This window comes from Cupriavidus sp. 22TCCZM01-5 (assembly GCF_057798915.1).
In genome coordinates this window covers 34,077-50,504 of sequence record NZ_JBYOJR010000023.1, presented here as the reverse complement: position 1 = coordinate 50,504, position 16,428 = coordinate 34,077, and the positions used below count along the sequence as shown (strand labels likewise).

The window sequence follows — 16,428 nt, the reverse complement described above, 5'->3', positions numbered from 1 at the left end:
CGGCTGCGCAAACAAGGAGCATCCATGTCAGTCGTAGACCCTTCCCTGATCGAGCGAATCATCCGTGACGACGTGCGCGCCATGGGCGCCTACCACGTGCCGGATTCGCATGGTCTGGTGAAGCTCGACGCCATGGAGAACCCGTATCGCCTGCCGCCCGACCTGCGCGCCGAACTGGCCGCGCGGCTCGGCGAGGTGGCGCTGAACCGCTACCCGGTGCCCAGCAGCGAGGCGCTGCGCGCGAAGCTGAAGGACGTCATGCAGGTGCCGGCCGGCATGGATGTGCTGCTCGGCAACGGTTCGGATGAAATCATCAGCATGCTGGCGCTGGCCGCGGCCCGGCCCGGTGCGAAGGTGATGGCGCCCGTGCCCGGCTTCGTGATGTACGCGATGTCGGCCCAGTTCGCCGGCCTGCAGTTCGTGGGCGTGCCGCTGCGCGCGGACTTCACGCTGGACCGCGAAGCCATGCTGGCCGCCATGGCCGAACACCAGCCCGCCATCATCTACCTGGCCTATCCCAACAATCCGACCGGCAACCTGTTCGATGCCGCCGACATGGAGGCCATCGTCCGTGCCGCGCAGGGGGCGGTATGCCGCAGCCTGGTGGTCGTGGACGAGGCCTACCAGCCGTTCGCGCAGGAAAGCTGGATGCCGCGCCTGACGGAGTTCGGCAACCTGCTGGTCATGCGCACGGTGTCCAAGCTGGGCCTGGCCGGTATCCGCCTGGGCTATGTGGCTGGCGCACCACAGTGGCTGGAGCAGCTCGACAAGGTGCGCCCGCCGTACAACGTCAATGTACTGACCGAGGCGACGGCGCTGTTCGCGCTCGAGCACGTCGCCGTGCTCGATGAGCAGGCGGCGCAGCTGCGCGCCGAACGCGCGCGCGTGGCGCAGGGCATGGCTGCCCACGCCGGCGTGACCGTGTTCCCCAGTGCGGCCAATTTCCTGCTGGCACGCGTGCCGGATGCCGCACAGACGTTCGATCGACTCCTTGCCCGCAAGGTGCTGATCAAGAACGTGAGTAAAATGCACCCATTGCTGGCCAACTGTTTGCGCGTCACGGTCAGCACTCCTGAAGAAAACGCGCAGTTCCTAGAGGCATTCGCAGCGTCGCTGCAGGATTAACACCATGCGTGTTGCAGAGGTCACCCGCAATACATCGGAAACGCAAATCCGCGTTTCCCTGAACCTTGACGGCACCGGCCGCCAGAAACTGGCGTCCGGCGTGCCGTTCCTCGACCACATGCTCGACCAGATTGCCCGCCACGGCATGTTCGACCTGGAAGTCGAGGCTACCGGCGATACGCATATCGACGACCACCACACCGTGGAGGACGTCGGCATCACCCTCGGCCAGGCGGTCGCCAAGGCTATCGGTGACAAGAAGGGCATTACCCGCTACGGCCACAGCTATGTGCCGCTGGACGAGTGCCTGTCGCGCGTCGTGATCGATTTTTCCGGCCGCCCGGGCCTGGAATTCCATGTGCCATTCACCCGTGCGCGCGTGGGCAGCTTCGACGTCGACCTCACCATCGAGTTCTTCCGTGGCTTCGTCAACCATGCGGGCGTGACCCTGCATGTCGACAATCTGCGGGGCATCAATGCCCACCACCAGTGCGAGACCGTGTTCAAGGCCTTTGGCCGGGCGCTGCGCATGGCGGTGGAGCTGGACCCACGTTCGGCGAACACCATTCCATCGACCAAGGGCACGCTCTGAGCAGCTGCCGAACCGAAGGCGTGCCGGCTGGTTGCGGCGCCCGCTGACCGAACTTCGCGAAACTGGGCCGGGGCACTGGCCACCCGCAACCGATCGCAACCGATGGATACGCTCAAGTCGTTCATCTCGCTGCTGGCGCTGATCAACCCGATCGGCGCCATTCCGTTCTTCATCAGCCTGACCGGCCAGCAGTCGGAAGGGGAAAAACTGCGTACCATCAAGATCGCGTCGGTCTCGGTGGCGATCGTGGTGGCGGTATCGGCGCTGCTGGGCCAGCAGATCATCGAGTTCTTCAATATCTCGGTGGCGTCACTGCAGGTGGGTGGCGGGCTCATCATGATCATGATGGCCATGAACATGCTGAACGCCCAGACCAGCCGGACCAAGGCCACGCCGGAAGAAGAGGACGAGGCCGAGGCCAGGTCCAGCATCGCGGTGGTGCCGCTGGCGCTGCCGCTGCTGACCGGCCCGGGTTCGATCAGCACCGTGATCGTCTATGCGGGCAAGACGCAGCACTGGTACCAGTTGCTGATCCTGGTCGGCATTGGCGTGGTGCTGGGTGCGGTGGTGTACGCGGTGTTCCGCGCGGCGGATCCGATCGCCCGGGTGGTGGGGCGTACCGGCATCAATATCGGCACGCGGCTGATGGGGCTGATCCTGTCGGCGCTGGCCGTTGAATTCATTGTGGACGGGCTGAAGACATTATTGCCTGTTTTGAAATCATGACTACCATAGCAATTGTGGATTACGGCATGGGCAACCTGCGCTCGGTGGCGCAGGCCTTGCGTGCCGCGGCGCCGGAAGCGGACGTGCGCGTGGTGGATGTCCCTGAAGGCATCCGCAGCGCTGACCGCGTGGTGTTGCCGGGGCAGGGCGCCATGCCTGACTGCATGTCGGCGCTGGGCGCTTCGGGGCTGCAGGAAGCGGTGATCGAGGCGGCGGCCAGCAAGCCGATGTTCGGTGTGTGCGTTGGCGAACAGATGCTGTTTGAACATAGCCGCGAAGCCAGGCCCGGCACCGACAAGACGCCTTGCCTGGGGCTGATGCCCGGCGAGGTTATCCGCTTCGAGCTGGACGGGATGACCCAGCCGGATGGTTCCCGCTTCAAGGTGCCGCAGATGGGCTGGAACCGCGTCAGGCAGTGCCGACCCCATCCGCTGTGGGATGGCGTCCCGGACGAAAGCTGGTTTTACTTCGTGCACAGCTATTTCGTGCGCGCGCAGGACCCGGCCCATATTGCCGGCGAAACGGAATATGGGAGTGTGTTTACCAGCGCGGTAGCACGCGATAATATTTTTGCCACGCAGTTCCACCCTGAAAAAAGCGCCGCCATGGGGCTGCAGCTTTACCGGAACTTCGTGCACTGGAATCCCTGAAGATCCGATCCGAGCCAGTCAACGCTATCCAGGAATGCTTGCCTATTGACCCGGACTTTCCGGCTGTTGGCCAGTCTGGCTCTATCTCACTCACTCAACCACGCTCGTCACGATTATGTTGCTCATTCCGGCCATCGACCTGAAGGACGGTCAGTGTGTACGCCTCAAGCAAGGCGACATGGACCAGGCCACCGTCTTTTCCGAAGATCCCGCCGCCATGGCACGTCACTGGGTCAATCAGGGTGCGCGCCGCCTGCACCTGGTCGATCTCAACGGCGCATTTGTCGGCAAGCCCCGCAATGAAGCCGCCATCAGGGCCATCATCGCCGAAGTCGGCGACGAGATCCCGGTGCAGCTCGGCGGTGGCATCCGCGATCTGAATACCATCGAGCGATGGCTGGACGATGGCCTGTCGTACGTCATCATCGGCACCGCCGCGGTGAAGAACCCTGGCTTCCTGAAGGACGCCTGCTCGGCCTTCGGCGGCCACATCATCGTCGGCCTCGACGCCAAGGACGGCAAGGTCGCCACTGACGGCTGGAGCAAGCTGACCGGCCACGAAGTGGCGGATCTTGCCCGCAAGTACGAAGACTATGGCGTGGAAGCCATTATCTATACCGACATCGGCCGTGACGGCATGCTGCAGGGAATCAATATCGACGCTACCGTGAAGCTGGCGCAGTCGATGTCGATCCCGGTGATCGCCAGCGGCGGGCTGTCCAACCTGACCGATATCGACAACCTGTGCGCCGTGGAGAACGACGGCGTGGAAGGCGTCATCTGCGGCCGTGCCATCTATTCCGGCGATCTCAATTTTGCCGACGCGCAGGCGCGCGCGGACAAGCTGAGCACCGGGGAATAAGCCAATGCGCCCTGCGGGGCGCCGCCGCCGCCGGGCCATGACCGGGTCCGCGGCGGACAAGGAATCTCATGCTAGCCAAACGTATCATCCCCTGCCTCGATGTGACGAACGGGCGGGTGGTCAAGGGCGTCAACTTCGTCGAGCTGCGCGATGCGGGCGACCCCGTGGAAATCGCGCGCCGCTATGACGAGCAGGGCGCCGATGAAATCACTTTCCTTGACATCACCGCGACCAGCGACGGGCGCGACCTGATCCTCCATATCATCGAGGCGGTGGCTTCGCAGGTCTTTATCCCGCTTACCGTTGGCGGCGGCGTGCGCGCCGTGGAAGACGTGCGGCGCCTGCTCAACGCCGGGGCCGACAAGATCAGCGTCAATTCGTCGGCCATCGCCAATCCGCAACTGGTGTCGGATGCGACCGGCAAGTACGGCTCGCAGTGCATTGTGGTGGCCATCGACGCCAAGCGCAGCTCGGCGCCGGGTGAGCCGCCGCGCTGGGAAGTCTTCACGCACGGCGGGCGCAAGGCCACGGGGCTGGATGCGGTGGCGTGGGCGAAGGAAATGGCCGCGCGCGGCGCCGGCGAGATCCTGCTGACCAGCATGGACCGCGACGGCACCAGGAGCGGCTTCGACCTGGAGCTGACGCGCGCCGTGAGCGACGCGGTGCCGGTTCCCGTGATTGCCTCGGGCGGAGTCGGCGGCCTGCAGGACCTGGCCGACGGCATCCGGCTCGGGCACGCCGATGCGGTGCTGGCCGCCAGCATCTTCCACTACGGCCAGCATACGGTTGGCGAGGCAAAGGCATTCATGGCCCGCGAGGGCATCCCCGTGCGGATCTGATCATGGCAAAGAAATGGCTCAACAAGGTCAAGTGGGACGATAACGGCCTGGTGCCGGTGATCGTCCAGGAAGTCGGCACCAATGACGTGCTGATGTTCGCGTTCATGAACCGCGATGCGCTGCAGAAGACGGCCGAACTCGGCGAGGCCGTGTTCTGGTCGCGCTCGCGCAAGCGCTTGTGGCACAAGGGCGAGGAGTCCGGCCACGTGCAGAAGGTGCACGAGATGCGCCTGGACTGCGACGAGGACGTGGTGCTGCTGAAGGTCACGCAGGTCGACAACATCGCCTGCCATACCGGCCGGCATTCTTGCTTTTTCCAGAAGTTCGAAGGCGATGCCGAGACCGGCGACTGGCAGACCGTTGAGCCGGTGCTCAAGGATCCTTCCCAAATCTACAACGCAAAGTCATGACCGAATCCCACTCCGCCGGTGCCGATGTACTGGCACGCCTCGCCGCGGTGCTGGAATCGCGCAAGCCGGAAAACGGCGGTGACCCCGAGAAATCGTACGTCGCGCGGCTGTTCCGCAAGGGCGACGATGCCATCCTCAAGAAGATCGGCGAGGAAGCCACCGAGACCGTGATGGCTGCCAAGGACGCGCGCGCGGCCGGCAAGTCCGGCGCCGACGCGGACAAAGTCGTCTACGAAGTGGCGGACCTGTGGTTCCATACCATGGTGCTGCTGGCCAACTTCGGCCTGGGGCCGGCGGATGTCGTCAACGAGCTGGCGCGCCGGGAAGGGCTGTCCGGCCTTGAGGAAAAAGCCAGTCGCAAGGAACAGGGCTGACGGCTGGCGCCGATCCGCCGGCGACTGGAATCGGGAGGGCGAGCATGGCGAACGACTACACGGGGCAGGTCACCATCAGCGACAGCGAACGGCTCGGCAGCCTGCGCAAGCTGATGCACATTCTTTATGCGCTGTATGCCATTTTCTGGCTGACCGGCGGCGTAACGGCGCTGATTGCCATCATCGTTGACTACGTCAAGCGCGACGATGCGCGCGGCACGCTGTATGCATCGCACTTCGCGTGGCAAATCCGCTCGTTCTGGTGGTCAGTGGCCTGGGCGGTGCTCGGCGGGGTGTTTTTCGTCAGCGTGGTGCTGATTCCGCTGGCCTTCGCGGTGTGGGCGGTGCTGTCCCTGTGGATGCTGTATCGTATCGTCAAGGGCTGGCTCTACCTTAATGACAGCAAGCCGATGTATGCGGAGCAGGGCATTTAGCGCTCAGGTATGCCGCGACGCTGGCGTGCGCCCGACATCGCAACGAAAACTTCATGAATTCCCAGGATAATTGCATCTTCTGCAAGATTGTGGCCGGCCAGATTCCGTCGCGGAAAGTTTATGAAGACGATGACATCATGGCCTTCCACGATATCCACCCCAAGGCCCCGGTACACTTCCTGCTGATTCCCAAGTCACATATCGACTCGCTGGCGGAGTGTGGTCCGGCCGAAGGAGAGGTGCTTGCTAGAATGATGCTGAAGGTGCCCGAACTGGCGCGCGCGGCAGGGTGCGGCAACGGCTTTCGGACGGTGATCAACACCGGTCCGGATGGCGGCCAGGAGGTCTACCACCTGCATTTACATGTGCTTGGTGGGCCCCGCAACCAGTGGAAGGTGCCGCTGCCCTGAGCGGGCAGACGAAGCATGAGGAGCCGGACCGCGTGCGCGGGCCGGACGCTGCGCCGGCAACCGTCGCCCGGCGCAGCCAAATTCGGACGGAACAACGGGTCCGGGCGGCAACAGGTAACGCCCGCGGCTTCATCAGGAGCAAGAAATGGGTTCGTTTAGCATCTGGCATTGGCTGATCGTTCTGGTGATCGTCATGCTCGTTTTCGGTACCAAGAAGCTGCGCAATATCGGCCAGGACCTGGGCGGTGCGGTCAAGGGCTTCAAGGACGGCATGAAGGAAGGCGGTGACGACAAGCCGGCAGAGGCCAAGGAACTGCGCGACTCCACCACGATCGATGTGGAAGCCAAGGAAAAGAGCCGCCAGCAGTAAGCCTGGCATTGCCGCTCTTTCACTTTTCGCCCTGTCTCCGCACCGAGTGGTTGCACGACCGATGATCCTCGCCCTGGCAGTAATCCGCCCGACGCCCGCATGATCGACCTTGGCATTTCGAAGCTGGCGCTGATCGGCGCCGTGGCGCTGATCGTGATCGGCCCCGAACGCCTGCCACGCGTGGCGCGCACCGTGGGCGCGCTGGTCGGGCGCGCGCAGCGCTATATCAATGACGTCAAGGCTGAAGTCAGCCGCGAGGTGGAGCTCGAGGAACTGCGCAAGATGCGCACGGAATTCGAGGATGCCGCGCGCGACGTCGAGCGCACGATCCACAAGGAGGTCAGCGAGCAGACGCAGGCGCTGAACGAAGCGCTGGGCGGTATCGACGGGTCTGCCCAAGCGGGCAGTGACGCTTCGAACTTCTCGCCGACCTGGGACTCGGCTCACAAGTCGCACAACGGCCGCAAGAGCTGGAGGGTCAAGCAGGGGGCGCGCCCGCTCTGGTTCAAGCGACAGCACAACGTCCGCGTCTGGGTCCAGTCCGGCGCTGCGCGCGTCAAACGACACCGCCCGGCTGCCGGGCGGGCCCGATCCTTCTTCGAATGAGCCTGGCCGCGCGGCAGCACGCTTGCTGCCCGCGCCATCGGCAATGCCTGCCGCGCAAGCGGTATCACCGAAATCCAAATGCCAGCCGCCACGGCTGAGCGGTCCACGCCATGAGCGACAACCGGTCCAACGATCCCCAAGACGAATCGCAGCAGGAAACCTTCATTTCCCACCTGGTCGAGCTGCGCGAACGCCTGGTCAAGGCGGTGGCCGGCATCATCCTCGTCTTCGTGGGACTGGTGTACTGGGCTCCGGTCATCTTCAACCTGTTCGCGCGCCCGCTGATGGAGTCGCTGCCCAAGGGCGGCAAGATGATCGTGACCGATGTCACCGGCTCCTTCTTCGTGCCGATGAAGGTGACGCTGCTGGTCGCCTTCCTGATCGCCTTGCCGTGGGTGCTGTACCAGATCTGGCAATTTGTCGCGCCGGGCCTGTACCAGCACGAGAAGCGGCTGATCCTGCCGCTCGTCAGCAGCAGCTACGTGCTGTTCCTGTGCGGCGTGGCGTTTGCGTACTTCCTGGTCTTCCCGACCGTCTTCCACTTCATGGCGCACTACAACGCGCCGCTCGGTGCGGACATGTCGACGGATATCGACAAGTATCTGAGCTTTGCCATGACCATGTTCCTCGCGTTCGGCATCACCTTCGAGGTACCGGTGGTCGTGATCGTATTGGTTCGCTTTGGCGTCGTGGAGCTTGAAAAGCTCAAGCAAGTCCGTCCCTATGTGATCGTGGGGGCCTTCATCATTGCGGCCGTCGTCACGCCGCCGGATGTGCTTTCACAACTGCTTCTTGCCGTCCCCCTGATCGCGCTATACGAACTCGGGCTGCTGATGGCGCGCTTTGTAGGACGGCCCGAGGCGGACACTGATGCGGCGGGAGAAACACAGGCCGATTGAGTCTGCAGGACAGCGGAAGCGGCAATTTCGCACCAAAATGGGGAATTCTTTCCCCATTTCTGTTGTTCGATCACAACAAAAAGCATCCGTATACGCGGTTTACGCCGAAAAAGCCTTCTGACGGCCGGGGACGCTGGCCCATAATACGCAGCAGACGTGAAAGTTAATGCGTCGCCCAAGCACTTGGGCAACCAAGATTTCCCAATCAGTTGACAAGGAAAGTGTCGATATGAAGATGAAACTGTTTGCTGCTGCCGTCGCCGCCCTGGCTGCTGGTGGCGCGTATGCCCAGTCGAGCGTAACCCTGTACGGTGTTGTTGACGCTGGTATCGAATATCAGAACAACCAGCCCGCTAACCTGTCCCAAGGCGTGGGCTCCGGCCACAGCGTGACCCGTCTGATCTCGGGCGGCCAGTCGGGCAGCCGTTGGGGCCTGCGTGGCGTGGAAGACCTGGGCGGCGGCCTGAAGGGTCTGTTCGTGCTGGAAAGCGGTTTCACCGTTGACGACGGCAAGATGGGCAACGACAGCCGTCTGTTCGGTCGTCAGGCCTACGTCGGTGTCGGCAGCCAGTACGGCCAGCTGACTCTGGGTCGTCACCAGACCCCGTTCTATGACTTCGGTCTGCAGTTCGACCCGATGGCCATTTCGTCGAACTACTCGATCACCGCTCAGGATGGCGCTTTCTCGAGCCGTGCTGACAACTCGATCAAGTACATCGGTACCTTCGGTGGCCTGACCGCAAACGCGCTGTACAGCTTCGGCTCGAACACCGGCGGCGCTGCTGGCGTCTTCCAGGGTAACCAGGGTGAAGTTCCGGGCACGTGGAAAATTGGCCGCGAGTACAGCCTGGGCCTGACCTACGCTGGTGGTCCGTTCTCCGTGGGCGCCGTCTATGACGAAACCAACCTGGGCTTCACCGCCAATCCGGACGCCGTGGTTCGCCGCGCTTCGCTGGCTGGTACGTACGCCTTCGGTCCGGCCAAGCTGTTCGCCGGCTATCGTTGGGCCAAGGGTGTTGACCTGGGCACGATCCCGTTCCTGGGCCTGAGCGCACAAGCTCTGACTGGTGCCAAGGCTTCGTCGAACCTGTACTGGCTGGGTGCTGGTTACCAAGTGACGCCGGCATTCTCGCTGACGGGCGCCGCTTACTACCAAGACTTCCGCGGCAACAAGGCTGATCCGTGGCTGTTCGTTGCCACGGCTGACTACGCTCTGTCGAAGCGCACCGACGCTTACCTGAGCCTGGCCTACGCCTACAACCGCAACAACTCGAATCTGGGTGTTAGCGGCTTCGGCAAGACCAACGTTGACGCGACCGGCAAGGGTGACAGCCAGTTCGGCGCTACCGTCGGTATCCGCCACAAGTTCTAATCTGACGCGGGCCTAGGCCCGCTGTAGATTGACTTGAAAAACGCCGGCATCTGAAAGGATGCCGGCGTTTTGTTTTGTCGTCCGCGCGCCAGTGACGGCAGTCGTGGGTGGCACGGCCAGGGTGCGAACGACACGTCCGATTTGCACGCGGGTACTGGGGGACGGTGCCAGACGTCGCGCGGGGTGGATGCTTCGCGCAAGCTGCGGTATATCGGGCGCCTGGACAATAGGTGTGAGCGTTTCCATAGATACGGCGCCAGCCGTCTGGTTGCCTGTCCAAGCGGGCGATGGGGAAGGCCGAGGCGAAGAGGGGATCATCCTGCAACGCCGGCGAAGCGCCAGGCAACAAAAAACCCCGCCGTTCAAGGGGCGGGGTTCCGGGGGAGCAATCAGCATGCAGTGACGCTGCTATTCCTCTTCATCTAACGGCAGCGCACGCCGCGGAGGCGGAGGCCGCTTGCCGATGGTCACCGTCAGCTCGGTCGGCTTGCCGCGCCGAATCACCTTCATTTTGGCGTCCGCGCCGGGCTTAAGCTGGGCAATCGCGTTAAGCAGCGCCGTGGTATCCGTGATGGACTGGCCATCGACGGACGTCAGCACGTCGCCGGGCTTCACGCCTGCCTTGTCGGCCGGGCCGCCTTGCACCACGGCCGCGATCAGTGCGCCTTCCTTGGCCTCCAGCCCGAACGATTCAGCGATCTCCGGTGTCATGTCCTGCGGCTCCACGCCGATCCAGCCGCGTGTCACGCTGCCGGTCGAAATGATCGATTCCATCACCTGCTTGGCCGTCGATACCGGAATCGCGAAGCCGATGCCGAGCGACCCGCCCGAGCGCGAATAGATCGCCGTGTTGATGCCCAGCAGGTTGCCCTGCGCGTCGACAAGCGCGCCGCCGGAATTGCCGGGGTTGATGGCGGCATCCGTCTGGATGAAGTTCTCGAACGTATTGATCCCCAGGTGGCTGCGGCCCAGCGCCGAGACGATACCCATCGTCACGGTCTGGCCGACGCCGAACGGGTTGCCGATCGCCAGCACCACGTCGCCGACCTTGACGTTCTCCAGCCGGCCCAGCGTGATGGCCGGCAGTTCCTTCAGCGAGATCTTCAGTACCGCCAGGTCCGTCTCGGGGTCCGAGCCCACCACCTTGGCGTTGGCTTTGCGGCCGTCGGTCAGCGCCACCTCGATTTCATCGGCGCCGTCGACCACGTGGTGGTTGGTTAGAATGTAACCCTCGGCACTGACAATGACGCCCGATCCCAGGCTGGACACCGGCTCCTGGCGCTCCGGCAGGCGGTCGCCGAAGAAGAAGCGGAACCACGGATCCTCGGCCTGCGGGTGGGGCGAGCGCCGGGTGCCGTTCTTGCTGGTAAAAATATTCACCACGGCAGGCATCGCCAGCCGCGCAGCTTCGCTATAAGACCCTTCCGCGGCAGCGCCGGTCACATTGGGCACGACTTCCTTCAGCGCCACGATAGGCGACCCTGACTGCACCGCGACACGCCCCCTCTGAAGCCACTCGGGCTTGAGCGTGGCGACGACGAACCAGACTGCCAGCACGACGGTGACAGCCTGCGCAAAGAACAGCCAAAAGCGCCGCAACATATTGGAGTTTGAGCAAAAAATGAAGACTAAAGAGCTGGAATTGTACTTGAACGACCTGTTGGAGGTTTCCCGCTACAAGGACTATTGTCCCAATGGTCTGCAAGTGCAAGGCAACGCCGAAGTCACACATATCGTAACGGGGGTGACGGCCAGCCTGGCTCTGGTCGAGGCGGCCATCGAAGCCGGCGCGCAGGCCATCCTGGTGCACCACGGTTACTTCTGGAAAAACGAGGATGCGCGCGTGGTTGGCCAGAAGCATGCACGCCTCAAACGGCTGCTGGCGGCAGACGTCAACCTGTTCGCCTATCACCTGCCGCTCGATAACCATCCGGAATTCGGCAACAACGCCCAGCTTGCACTGCAGCTAGGCTTCACCCCGACGGGCCGCTTCAGCGACGATCAGCTCGGCTGGACCGGCACGCTGCCTGCGCCGATGCCGCTGCAGGCATTCGCCGCGCACGTGGGCGGCGTGCTCGGTCGTGAGCCGCTCGCAATCGGCGACCCCGACCAGATGATCCGCACGGTAGGGTGGTGCACCGGCGGTGCGCAAGGCTATTTCGATGCTGCCGTCGCAGCGGGCGTCGATGCCTATCTGAGCGGCGAAGTTTCCGAGCAGACCACGCACCTCGCACGCGAAAGCGGCGTGGCCTATCTCGCGGCCGGGCACCATGCCACCGAGCGCTACGGCATTCGCTCGCTCGGCGAGCATGTGGCGCAGCGCTTCGGCCTGCACCACACCTTCATCGACATTCCCAATCCTGTTTGACGCGTATCAATAAAAACGGCCCCCACTGGGGCCGTTGTCTTGTCAGAATCCTGAACTTGCCGAATCAAGGCTGGCGGGCTTTCAGGCTGTCGCGGATTTCACGCAGCAGGGCGATATCCTCGGGCGTCGGCGGCGGTTCCGCCGGGGCTGCCGGCGCTTCCGCGCGCATCTTATTGAATGCCCGCACCATCAGGAAAATGATGAAGGCCAGAATCACGAAGTTGACCACAATGGTCAGGAAATTGCCGTAAGCAAACACCGGCACGCCCGCTTTCTTCAATGCGTCCAGCGTCATCGTCGTGCCTGCCGGTGGCTCCGCCAGCGTAATGAACATATTGGAAAAATCCAGCTTGCCAACGATTCGCCCGATCACCGGCATGATCAGGTCATTGACGACCGAATCCACGATTTTCCCGAATGCAGCACCAATGATCACACCGACCGCAAGGTCGATCACGTTGCCGCGCATTGCGAAGGTCTTGAACTCCGACATCATGCTCATGGGGCTTTCTCCTTCTTGTTTGCTAGCAATGAACGCCTTCAAGGCCAGAAGCCTGCCGCATCAATGCGCGGAAATCAAGTTTGCACACGGCTATCAGCGCGTTCGACCGATAATCGTACATTCCCATCGGGTTTTTCGCCTATCTCGCGCGGAGGTGCCTCATGTACAATTTATGGTTGACGCAAAATCTAAATTGACTTCCCCTGGGGTTTGGAATGAGTGACCAGCAAGACGTGAAGAGCGTGGATAAAGGTCGCCGCAATTGGTTGATCGCGACATCCGTCGCTGGCGGCGTCGGAGGCGTGGCAGTAGCGGTTCCTTTCGTCAGTACCTTTGCACCATCCGAGAAGGCCAAGGCGGCCGGCGCGCCAGTGGAAGCCGATATCGGCGCCCTCAAGCCCGGCGAGATGATGACGGTCGAATGGCGCGGCAAGCCGGTCTGGATCCTGCGCCGCACCGACGAGATGCTGGCCTCGCTCAAGAAGACCGACGGCGAAGTCGCCGACCCCAACTCCGACGTTCCCTTCACCATGAAGACGCCGGAGTACTGCAAGAACGAAACCCGCTCCCGCGCGGAACACAAGGACCTCCTGGTCGTCGTGGGCATTTGCTCCCACCTTGGCTGCTCGCCTTCGGGCCCCTTCGTTGCCGGCTCCAATCCCCAGCTCGGCACTGATCCCGGTTTTCTCTGCCCCTGCCACGGCTCCACCTTCGACCTGGCTGGCCGCGTCTTCAAGAACAAACCGGCCCCACAGAATCTCGATGTTCCCCCATACCAGTTCCTGACCGACACCAAGATCGTGATCGGCAAGGATGAAAAAGGAGAAGCTTGATCATGGCGGCCGATAAGCAAGTCAAGACAACCGGTCTGCTGGGCTGGATCGACGCCCGCTTCCCCGCCACGCAACTGTGGGAAGACCATCTCTCCAAGTACTACGCGCCGAAGAACTTCAACTTCTGGTATTTCTTCGGCTCGCTGGCGCTGCTGGTGCTGGTGATCCAGATCGTCACCGGCATCTTCCTGGTGATGAACTACAAGCCGGACGGTACACTCAACGCCGCCGGCATTCCCGTCGCCTTCGCCAGCGTGGAATACATCATGCGCGAAGTGCCGTGGGGCTGGCTGATCCGCTACATGCACTCCACCGGCGCTTCGGCGTTCTTCGTGGTGGTGTACCTGCATATGTTCCGCGGGCTGCTGTACGGCTCGTACCGCAAGCCGCGCGAGCTGGTCTGGATCTTTGGCTGCCTGATCTTCCTGTGCCTGATGGCCGAAGCCTTCATGGGCTACCTGCTGCCTTGGGGCCAGATGTCGTACTGGGGCGCCCAGGTGATCGTGAACCTGTTCTCGGCCATCCCCGTGATCGGCCAGGACTTGTCGCTGTTCATCCGCGGCGACTACGTGGTGAGCGATGCCACGCTGAACCGCTTCTTCTCGTTCCACGTCATTGCCGTGCCGCTGGTGCTGCTGGCGCTGGTGGTCGCGCACATCATCGCGCTGCACGAAGTGGGCTCCAACAACCCGGACGGCGTCGAGATCAAGGCCAAGAAGGACGCGAACGGCGTGCCCCTCGATGGCATCCCGTTCCACCCCTACTACTCGGTGCACGACACGCTGGGTGTTGCCGGCTTCCTGGTGATCTTCTCGGCCGTGATCTTCTTCTTCCCGGAAGTGGGCGGCTATTTCCTGGAAGCCAACAACTTCTTCCAGGCTGACCCGCTCAAGACCCCGCCGCACATCGCGCCGGTGTGGTACTTCACGCCGTTCTACTCGATGCTGCGTGCCACCACGTCGAACTTCCTGCCGATCCTGTGGGTGTTCTTCGCACTGGTGCTGGGCATGCTGTTCGTGCGCAGCAAGAGCGCGGGCATCAAGGCCGCGTCCGTGGCCATCGCCGTGATCCTGGCCGTGGGCTTCTACTTCATCGACGCCAAGTTCTGGGGCGTGCTGGTGATGGGTGGCTCGGTGATCGTGCTGTTCTTCATGCCGTGGCTCGACTGCTCGCCGGTCAAGTCCATCCGCTATCGTCCCGCTTTCCACAAGACGATCCTGATCGTCTTCGTGGTGGTGTTCCTGGTCCTCGGCTACCTCGGCGTGCAACCGCCGTCGCCGGTGGGCGAGAAGGTGTCGCAGCTCGGCACGCTGCTGTATTTCGCCTTCTTCCTGACCATGCCGCTGTGGAGCCGCGCCGGCGAGTTCAAGCCGGTGCCGGAGCGCGTCACGTTCCATCCGCACTGAGCGAACGCGCGAACCCGACAAGAGGACAAGGACACACGATGAAAAAGCTGCTTTCCATCATTGCGCTGGCAGGCGCCTGCTTTGCCGCCGCGCCCGTCATGGCCAGCGAAGGGGGCTATCCCCTGGAGCCGGCACCGGTGAACACCGCCGACCTGTCGTCGCTGCAGCGTGGCGCCAAGCTGTTCGTCAACTACTGCCTGAACTGCCACGGCGCATCGATGATGCGCTACAACCGGCTCAAGGACATCGGCCTGACCGATGACCAGATCCGCGACAACCTGCTGTTCACGGCGGACAAGGTGGGCGAGACCATGACCATCGCCATGCAGCCGAAGGAAGCCAAGGCCTTCTTCGGCGCGCAACCGCCGGACCTGTCGGTCATCGCCCGCGCCCGCGGCGACGACTGGCTCTACACCTACCTGCGCACCTTCTACCGCGACGACGGCCGCGCCACCGGCTGGAACAACCTGGTGTTCCCGAGCGTCGGCATGCCGCACGTGCTGTGGGAGCTGCAGGGCCAGCGCGCCGCCAAGTTCTCCGAAGTGGAAGAGCATGGCGAGAAGGTCCACAAGTTCGCCGGTTTCGAGCAACTGAGCCCGGGCAAGATGAGCAAGGTCGAGTACGACCAGGCCACCGCGGACCTGGTCGGCTTCCTGGACTGGATGGCCGAGCCCGCGCAGAACCACCGCAAGCGCCTGGGCGTCTGGGTGCTGCTGTTCCTGGGCATGTTCACCGTCTTCGCCTGGCGCCTGAACGCCGCCTTCTGGAAGGACGTGAAGTAAGGTCTCAGGCCGGCCCGGCATGAGCGCAGGGGCCAGAGCGGAAGTTGCAGTCGCAGCACCGCTCTGGCCCCTTTTCTATTGGAGCCGCCGTAAATGGTGCTCTAAAAGTGCTGCATTTATAACTTATTTGCAATTCGATGCCCGGTTTTGGCAGAATGTCTGACCCTACTGTCCGACCCAGCATCGGCTAAGCCCAAGGAATCCAACCATGATGGTGTTGTATTCGGGTACGACTTGCCCGTTTTCCCAACGTTGCCGCCTCGTCCTGTTCGAAAAAGGCATGGACTTCGAGATCCGCGACGTTGACCTGTTCAACAAGCCCGAAGACATTTCGGTCATGAATCCCTATGGCCAGGTGCCCATCCTGGTCGAGCGGGACCTCATCCTGTACGAGTCGAACATCATCAACGAGTACATCGACGAGCGCTTCCCGCACCCGCAGCTGATGCCGGCCGATCCGGTCCAACGTGCGCGCGCGCGCCTGTTCCTGTTCAACTTCGAAAAGGAACTGTTCACCCACGTCTACGTGCTCGAGAACGAAAAGGGCAAGGCCGCGGAAAAGAATCACGAGCGTGCCCGTGCCGCGATCCGCGACCGCCTGACCCAGCTCGCGCCGATCTTCGTCAAGAACAAGTACATGCTCGGCGAAGAGTTCTCGATGCTCGACGTGGCCATCGCTCCGCTGCTGTGGCGCCTGGACCATTACGGCATCGAGCTGTCGAAGAATGCCGCGCCGCTGCTCAAGTACGCCGAGCGTATTTTCAGCCGTCCGGCCTATATCGAAGCGCTGACCCCGTCGGAAAAGGTCATGCGCCGCTAAGCCTGGCGGGCCCGATGCTTGCATCGGGCCTGTTGCCGGCGCCATGAA

Annotated in this window: 21 protein-coding genes; 19 read left to right on the top strand and 2 right to left on the bottom strand. The window is 62.8% G+C overall.

Annotation, left to right across the window (positions count from 1 at the left end; genetic code table 11):
- Nucleotides 1–24 precede the first annotated feature (24 nt).
- The 14 genes from hisC (at nt 25) to AC3FNH_RS20620 (ending at nt 9,669) form a co-directional block, all read left to right on the top strand.
- Nucleotides 25–1,125 carry a histidinol-phosphate transaminase gene (hisC, locus tag AC3FNH_RS20685; RefSeq protein WP_276098745.1) on the top strand — a complete coding sequence of 367 codons (1,101 nt, stop codon included), beginning with the start codon at nt 25–27 and terminating at the stop codon, nt 1,123–1,125.
- 4 nt (nt 1,126–1,129) lie between these two features.
- Complete coding sequence (gene hisB, locus AC3FNH_RS20680) at nt 1,130–1,717, top strand: imidazoleglycerol-phosphate dehydratase HisB (RefSeq protein WP_276098744.1); 588 nt, start codon at nt 1,130–1,132, stop codon at nt 1,715–1,717.
- A 102-nt stretch (nt 1,718–1,819) separates the two neighbouring features.
- Nucleotides 1,820–2,443 carry a YchE family NAAT transporter gene (locus AC3FNH_RS20675; RefSeq protein WP_276098743.1) on the top strand — a complete coding sequence of 208 codons (624 nt, stop codon included), beginning with the start codon at nt 1,820–1,822 and terminating at the stop codon, nt 2,441–2,443.
- Nucleotides 2,440–3,093 carry an imidazole glycerol phosphate synthase subunit HisH gene (hisH, locus tag AC3FNH_RS20670; protein WP_276098742.1) on the top strand — a complete coding sequence of 218 codons (654 nt, stop codon included), beginning with the start codon at nt 2,440–2,442 and terminating at the stop codon, nt 3,091–3,093. The genes AC3FNH_RS20675 and hisH overlap by 4 nt, the downstream gene beginning before the upstream one ends.
- Nucleotides 3,094–3,208: 115 nt before the next feature.
- Entirely contained in the window at nt 3,209–3,955 is a 747-nt protein-coding gene (hisA, locus tag AC3FNH_RS20665; RefSeq protein WP_276098741.1) for a 1-(5-phosphoribosyl)-5-[(5-phosphoribosylamino)methylideneamino]imidazole-4-carboxamide isomerase, read from the top strand.
- A 68-nt stretch (nt 3,956–4,023) separates the two neighbouring features.
- The gene (hisF, locus tag AC3FNH_RS20660) at nt 4,024–4,794 is read left to right on the top strand and encodes an imidazole glycerol phosphate synthase subunit HisF (RefSeq protein WP_488721410.1); all 771 of its coding nucleotides are present in this window, start codon (nt 4,024–4,026) and stop codon (nt 4,792–4,794) included.
- A gap of 2 nt (nt 4,795–4,796) precedes the next feature.
- Nucleotides 4,797–5,204, top strand: a complete 408-nt coding sequence (gene hisI, locus AC3FNH_RS20655; RefSeq protein ID WP_276098739.1) for a phosphoribosyl-AMP cyclohydrolase — start codon at nt 4,797–4,799, stop codon at nt 5,202–5,204.
- A complete protein-coding gene (locus AC3FNH_RS20650) occupies nt 5,201–5,578 on the top strand; it encodes a phosphoribosyl-ATP diphosphatase (protein WP_276098738.1) in 378 nt (125 codons plus the stop codon). Before hisI ends, AC3FNH_RS20650 begins: the two co-directional genes overlap by 4 nt.
- Before the next feature lie 44 nt (nt 5,579–5,622).
- Nucleotides 5,623–6,012 carry a DUF4870 family protein gene (locus AC3FNH_RS20645; protein ID WP_276098737.1) on the top strand — a complete coding sequence of 130 codons (390 nt, stop codon included), beginning with the start codon at nt 5,623–5,625 and terminating at the stop codon, nt 6,010–6,012.
- A 53-nt stretch (nt 6,013–6,065) separates the two neighbouring features.
- Nucleotides 6,066–6,422, top strand: coding sequence for a histidine triad nucleotide-binding protein (locus AC3FNH_RS20640; protein WP_488721409.1), 357 nt, complete (start codon nt 6,066–6,068; stop codon nt 6,420–6,422).
- 145 nt (nt 6,423–6,567) lie between these two features.
- Nucleotides 6,568–6,792: a Sec-independent protein translocase subunit TatA gene (gene tatA, locus AC3FNH_RS20635; protein WP_483709574.1), complete on the top strand. Its 225-nt coding sequence runs from the start codon at nt 6,568–6,570 to the stop codon at nt 6,790–6,792.
- Between the two features lie 99 nt (nt 6,793–6,891).
- Nucleotides 6,892–7,398 (top strand): Sec-independent protein translocase protein TatB, encoded by a 507-nt coding sequence (gene tatB / locus AC3FNH_RS20630; protein WP_276098735.1) that lies wholly within the window; start codon nt 6,892–6,894, stop codon nt 7,396–7,398.
- A gap of 110 nt (nt 7,399–7,508) precedes the next feature.
- Nucleotides 7,509–8,297: a twin-arginine translocase subunit TatC gene (gene tatC, locus AC3FNH_RS20625; RefSeq protein ID WP_276098734.1), complete on the top strand. Its 789-nt coding sequence runs from the start codon at nt 7,509–7,511 to the stop codon at nt 8,295–8,297.
- 229 nt (nt 8,298–8,526) lie between these two features.
- Entirely contained in the window at nt 8,527–9,669 is a 1,143-nt protein-coding gene (locus AC3FNH_RS20620) for a porin (protein ID WP_488721408.1), read from the top strand.
- Between the two features lie 408 nt (nt 9,670–10,077).
- Here the strand turns inward: AC3FNH_RS20620 and AC3FNH_RS20615 are convergent, their stop codons facing one another.
- Nucleotides 10,078–11,271: a Do family serine endopeptidase gene (locus AC3FNH_RS20615; RefSeq protein WP_276098732.1), complete on the bottom strand. Its 1,194-nt coding sequence runs from the start codon at nt 11,269–11,271 to the stop codon at nt 10,078–10,080.
- Between the two features lie 19 nt (nt 11,272–11,290).
- On the opposite strand from AC3FNH_RS20615, the gene AC3FNH_RS20610 reads away from it, so the two are divergent.
- A complete protein-coding gene (locus AC3FNH_RS20610; protein WP_488721407.1) occupies nt 11,291–12,037 on the top strand; it encodes a Nif3-like dinuclear metal center hexameric protein in 747 nt (248 codons plus the stop codon).
- Between the two features lie 64 nt (nt 12,038–12,101).
- On the opposite strand, the gene mscL is transcribed toward AC3FNH_RS20610, so the two are convergent.
- Complete coding sequence (gene mscL, locus AC3FNH_RS20605; protein WP_276100832.1) at nt 12,102–12,539, bottom strand: large conductance mechanosensitive channel protein MscL; 438 nt, start codon at nt 12,537–12,539, stop codon at nt 12,102–12,104.
- A gap of 215 nt (nt 12,540–12,754) precedes the next feature.
- Between mscL and petA the strand changes: the two genes are divergently transcribed.
- From petA to AC3FNH_RS20585, 4 genes are all read left to right on the top strand, one after another.
- Nucleotides 12,755–13,372, top strand: a complete 618-nt coding sequence (petA, locus tag AC3FNH_RS20600; protein ID WP_276098731.1) for a ubiquinol-cytochrome c reductase iron-sulfur subunit — start codon at nt 12,755–12,757, stop codon at nt 13,370–13,372.
- Nucleotides 13,373–13,374: 2 nt separating this feature from the next.
- Entirely contained in the window at nt 13,375–14,778 is a 1,404-nt protein-coding gene (locus AC3FNH_RS20595) for a cytochrome b (protein WP_488721406.1), read from the top strand.
- A 38-nt stretch (nt 14,779–14,816) separates the two neighbouring features.
- On the top strand, nt 14,817–15,560 hold the full coding sequence (locus AC3FNH_RS20590) for a cytochrome c1 (RefSeq protein WP_276098729.1): 744 nt from the start codon (nt 14,817–14,819) through the stop codon (nt 15,558–15,560).
- Nucleotides 15,561–15,768: 208 nt separating this feature from the next.
- Nucleotides 15,769–16,380, top strand: a complete 612-nt coding sequence (locus AC3FNH_RS20585) for a glutathione S-transferase N-terminal domain-containing protein (RefSeq protein WP_008643086.1) — start codon at nt 15,769–15,771, stop codon at nt 16,378–16,380.
- The last annotated feature ends 48 nt before the right edge of the window (nt 16,381–16,428 follow it).

Bases quoted from the DNA above. Each gene is read 5' to 3' on its own strand.
- hisC (WP_276098745.1), top strand. From the start codon at position 25: ATGTCAGTCGTAGACCCTTCCCTGATCGAGCGAATCATCCGTGACGAC.
- hisB (WP_276098744.1), top strand. From the start codon at position 1,130: ATGCGTGTTGCAGAGGTCACCCGCAATACATCGGAAACGCAAATCCGC.
- AC3FNH_RS20675 (WP_276098743.1), top strand. From the start codon at position 1,820: ATGGATACGCTCAAGTCGTTCATCTCGCTGCTGGCGCTGATCAACCCG.
- hisH (WP_276098742.1), top strand. From the start codon at position 2,440: ATGACTACCATAGCAATTGTGGATTACGGCATGGGCAACCTGCGCTCG.
- hisA (WP_276098741.1), top strand. From the start codon at position 3,209: ATGTTGCTCATTCCGGCCATCGACCTGAAGGACGGTCAGTGTGTACGC.
- hisF (WP_488721410.1), top strand. From the start codon at position 4,024: ATGCTAGCCAAACGTATCATCCCCTGCCTCGATGTGACGAACGGGCGG.
- hisI (WP_276098739.1), top strand. From the start codon at position 4,797: ATGGCAAAGAAATGGCTCAACAAGGTCAAGTGGGACGATAACGGCCTG.
- AC3FNH_RS20650 (WP_276098738.1), top strand. From the start codon at position 5,201: ATGACCGAATCCCACTCCGCCGGTGCCGATGTACTGGCACGCCTCGCC.
- AC3FNH_RS20645 (WP_276098737.1), top strand. From the start codon at position 5,623: ATGGCGAACGACTACACGGGGCAGGTCACCATCAGCGACAGCGAACGG.
- AC3FNH_RS20640 (WP_488721409.1), top strand. From the start codon at position 6,066: ATGAATTCCCAGGATAATTGCATCTTCTGCAAGATTGTGGCCGGCCAG.
- tatA (WP_483709574.1), top strand. From the start codon at position 6,568: ATGGGTTCGTTTAGCATCTGGCATTGGCTGATCGTTCTGGTGATCGTC.
- tatB (WP_276098735.1), top strand. From the start codon at position 6,892: ATGATCGACCTTGGCATTTCGAAGCTGGCGCTGATCGGCGCCGTGGCG.
- tatC (WP_276098734.1), top strand. From the start codon at position 7,509: ATGAGCGACAACCGGTCCAACGATCCCCAAGACGAATCGCAGCAGGAA.
- AC3FNH_RS20620 (WP_488721408.1), top strand. From the start codon at position 8,527: ATGAAGATGAAACTGTTTGCTGCTGCCGTCGCCGCCCTGGCTGCTGGT.
- AC3FNH_RS20615 (WP_276098732.1), bottom strand. From the start codon at position 11,271: ATGTTGCGGCGCTTTTGGCTGTTCTTTGCGCAGGCTGTCACCGTCGTG.
- AC3FNH_RS20610 (WP_488721407.1), top strand. From the start codon at position 11,291: ATGAAGACTAAAGAGCTGGAATTGTACTTGAACGACCTGTTGGAGGTT.
- mscL (WP_276100832.1), bottom strand. From the start codon at position 12,539: ATGAGCATGATGTCGGAGTTCAAGACCTTCGCAATGCGCGGCAACGTG.
- petA (WP_276098731.1), top strand. From the start codon at position 12,755: ATGAGTGACCAGCAAGACGTGAAGAGCGTGGATAAAGGTCGCCGCAAT.
- AC3FNH_RS20595 (WP_488721406.1), top strand. From the start codon at position 13,375: ATGGCGGCCGATAAGCAAGTCAAGACAACCGGTCTGCTGGGCTGGATC.
- AC3FNH_RS20590 (WP_276098729.1), top strand. From the start codon at position 14,817: ATGAAAAAGCTGCTTTCCATCATTGCGCTGGCAGGCGCCTGCTTTGCC.
- AC3FNH_RS20585 (WP_008643086.1), top strand. From the start codon at position 15,769: ATGATGGTGTTGTATTCGGGTACGACTTGCCCGTTTTCCCAACGTTGC.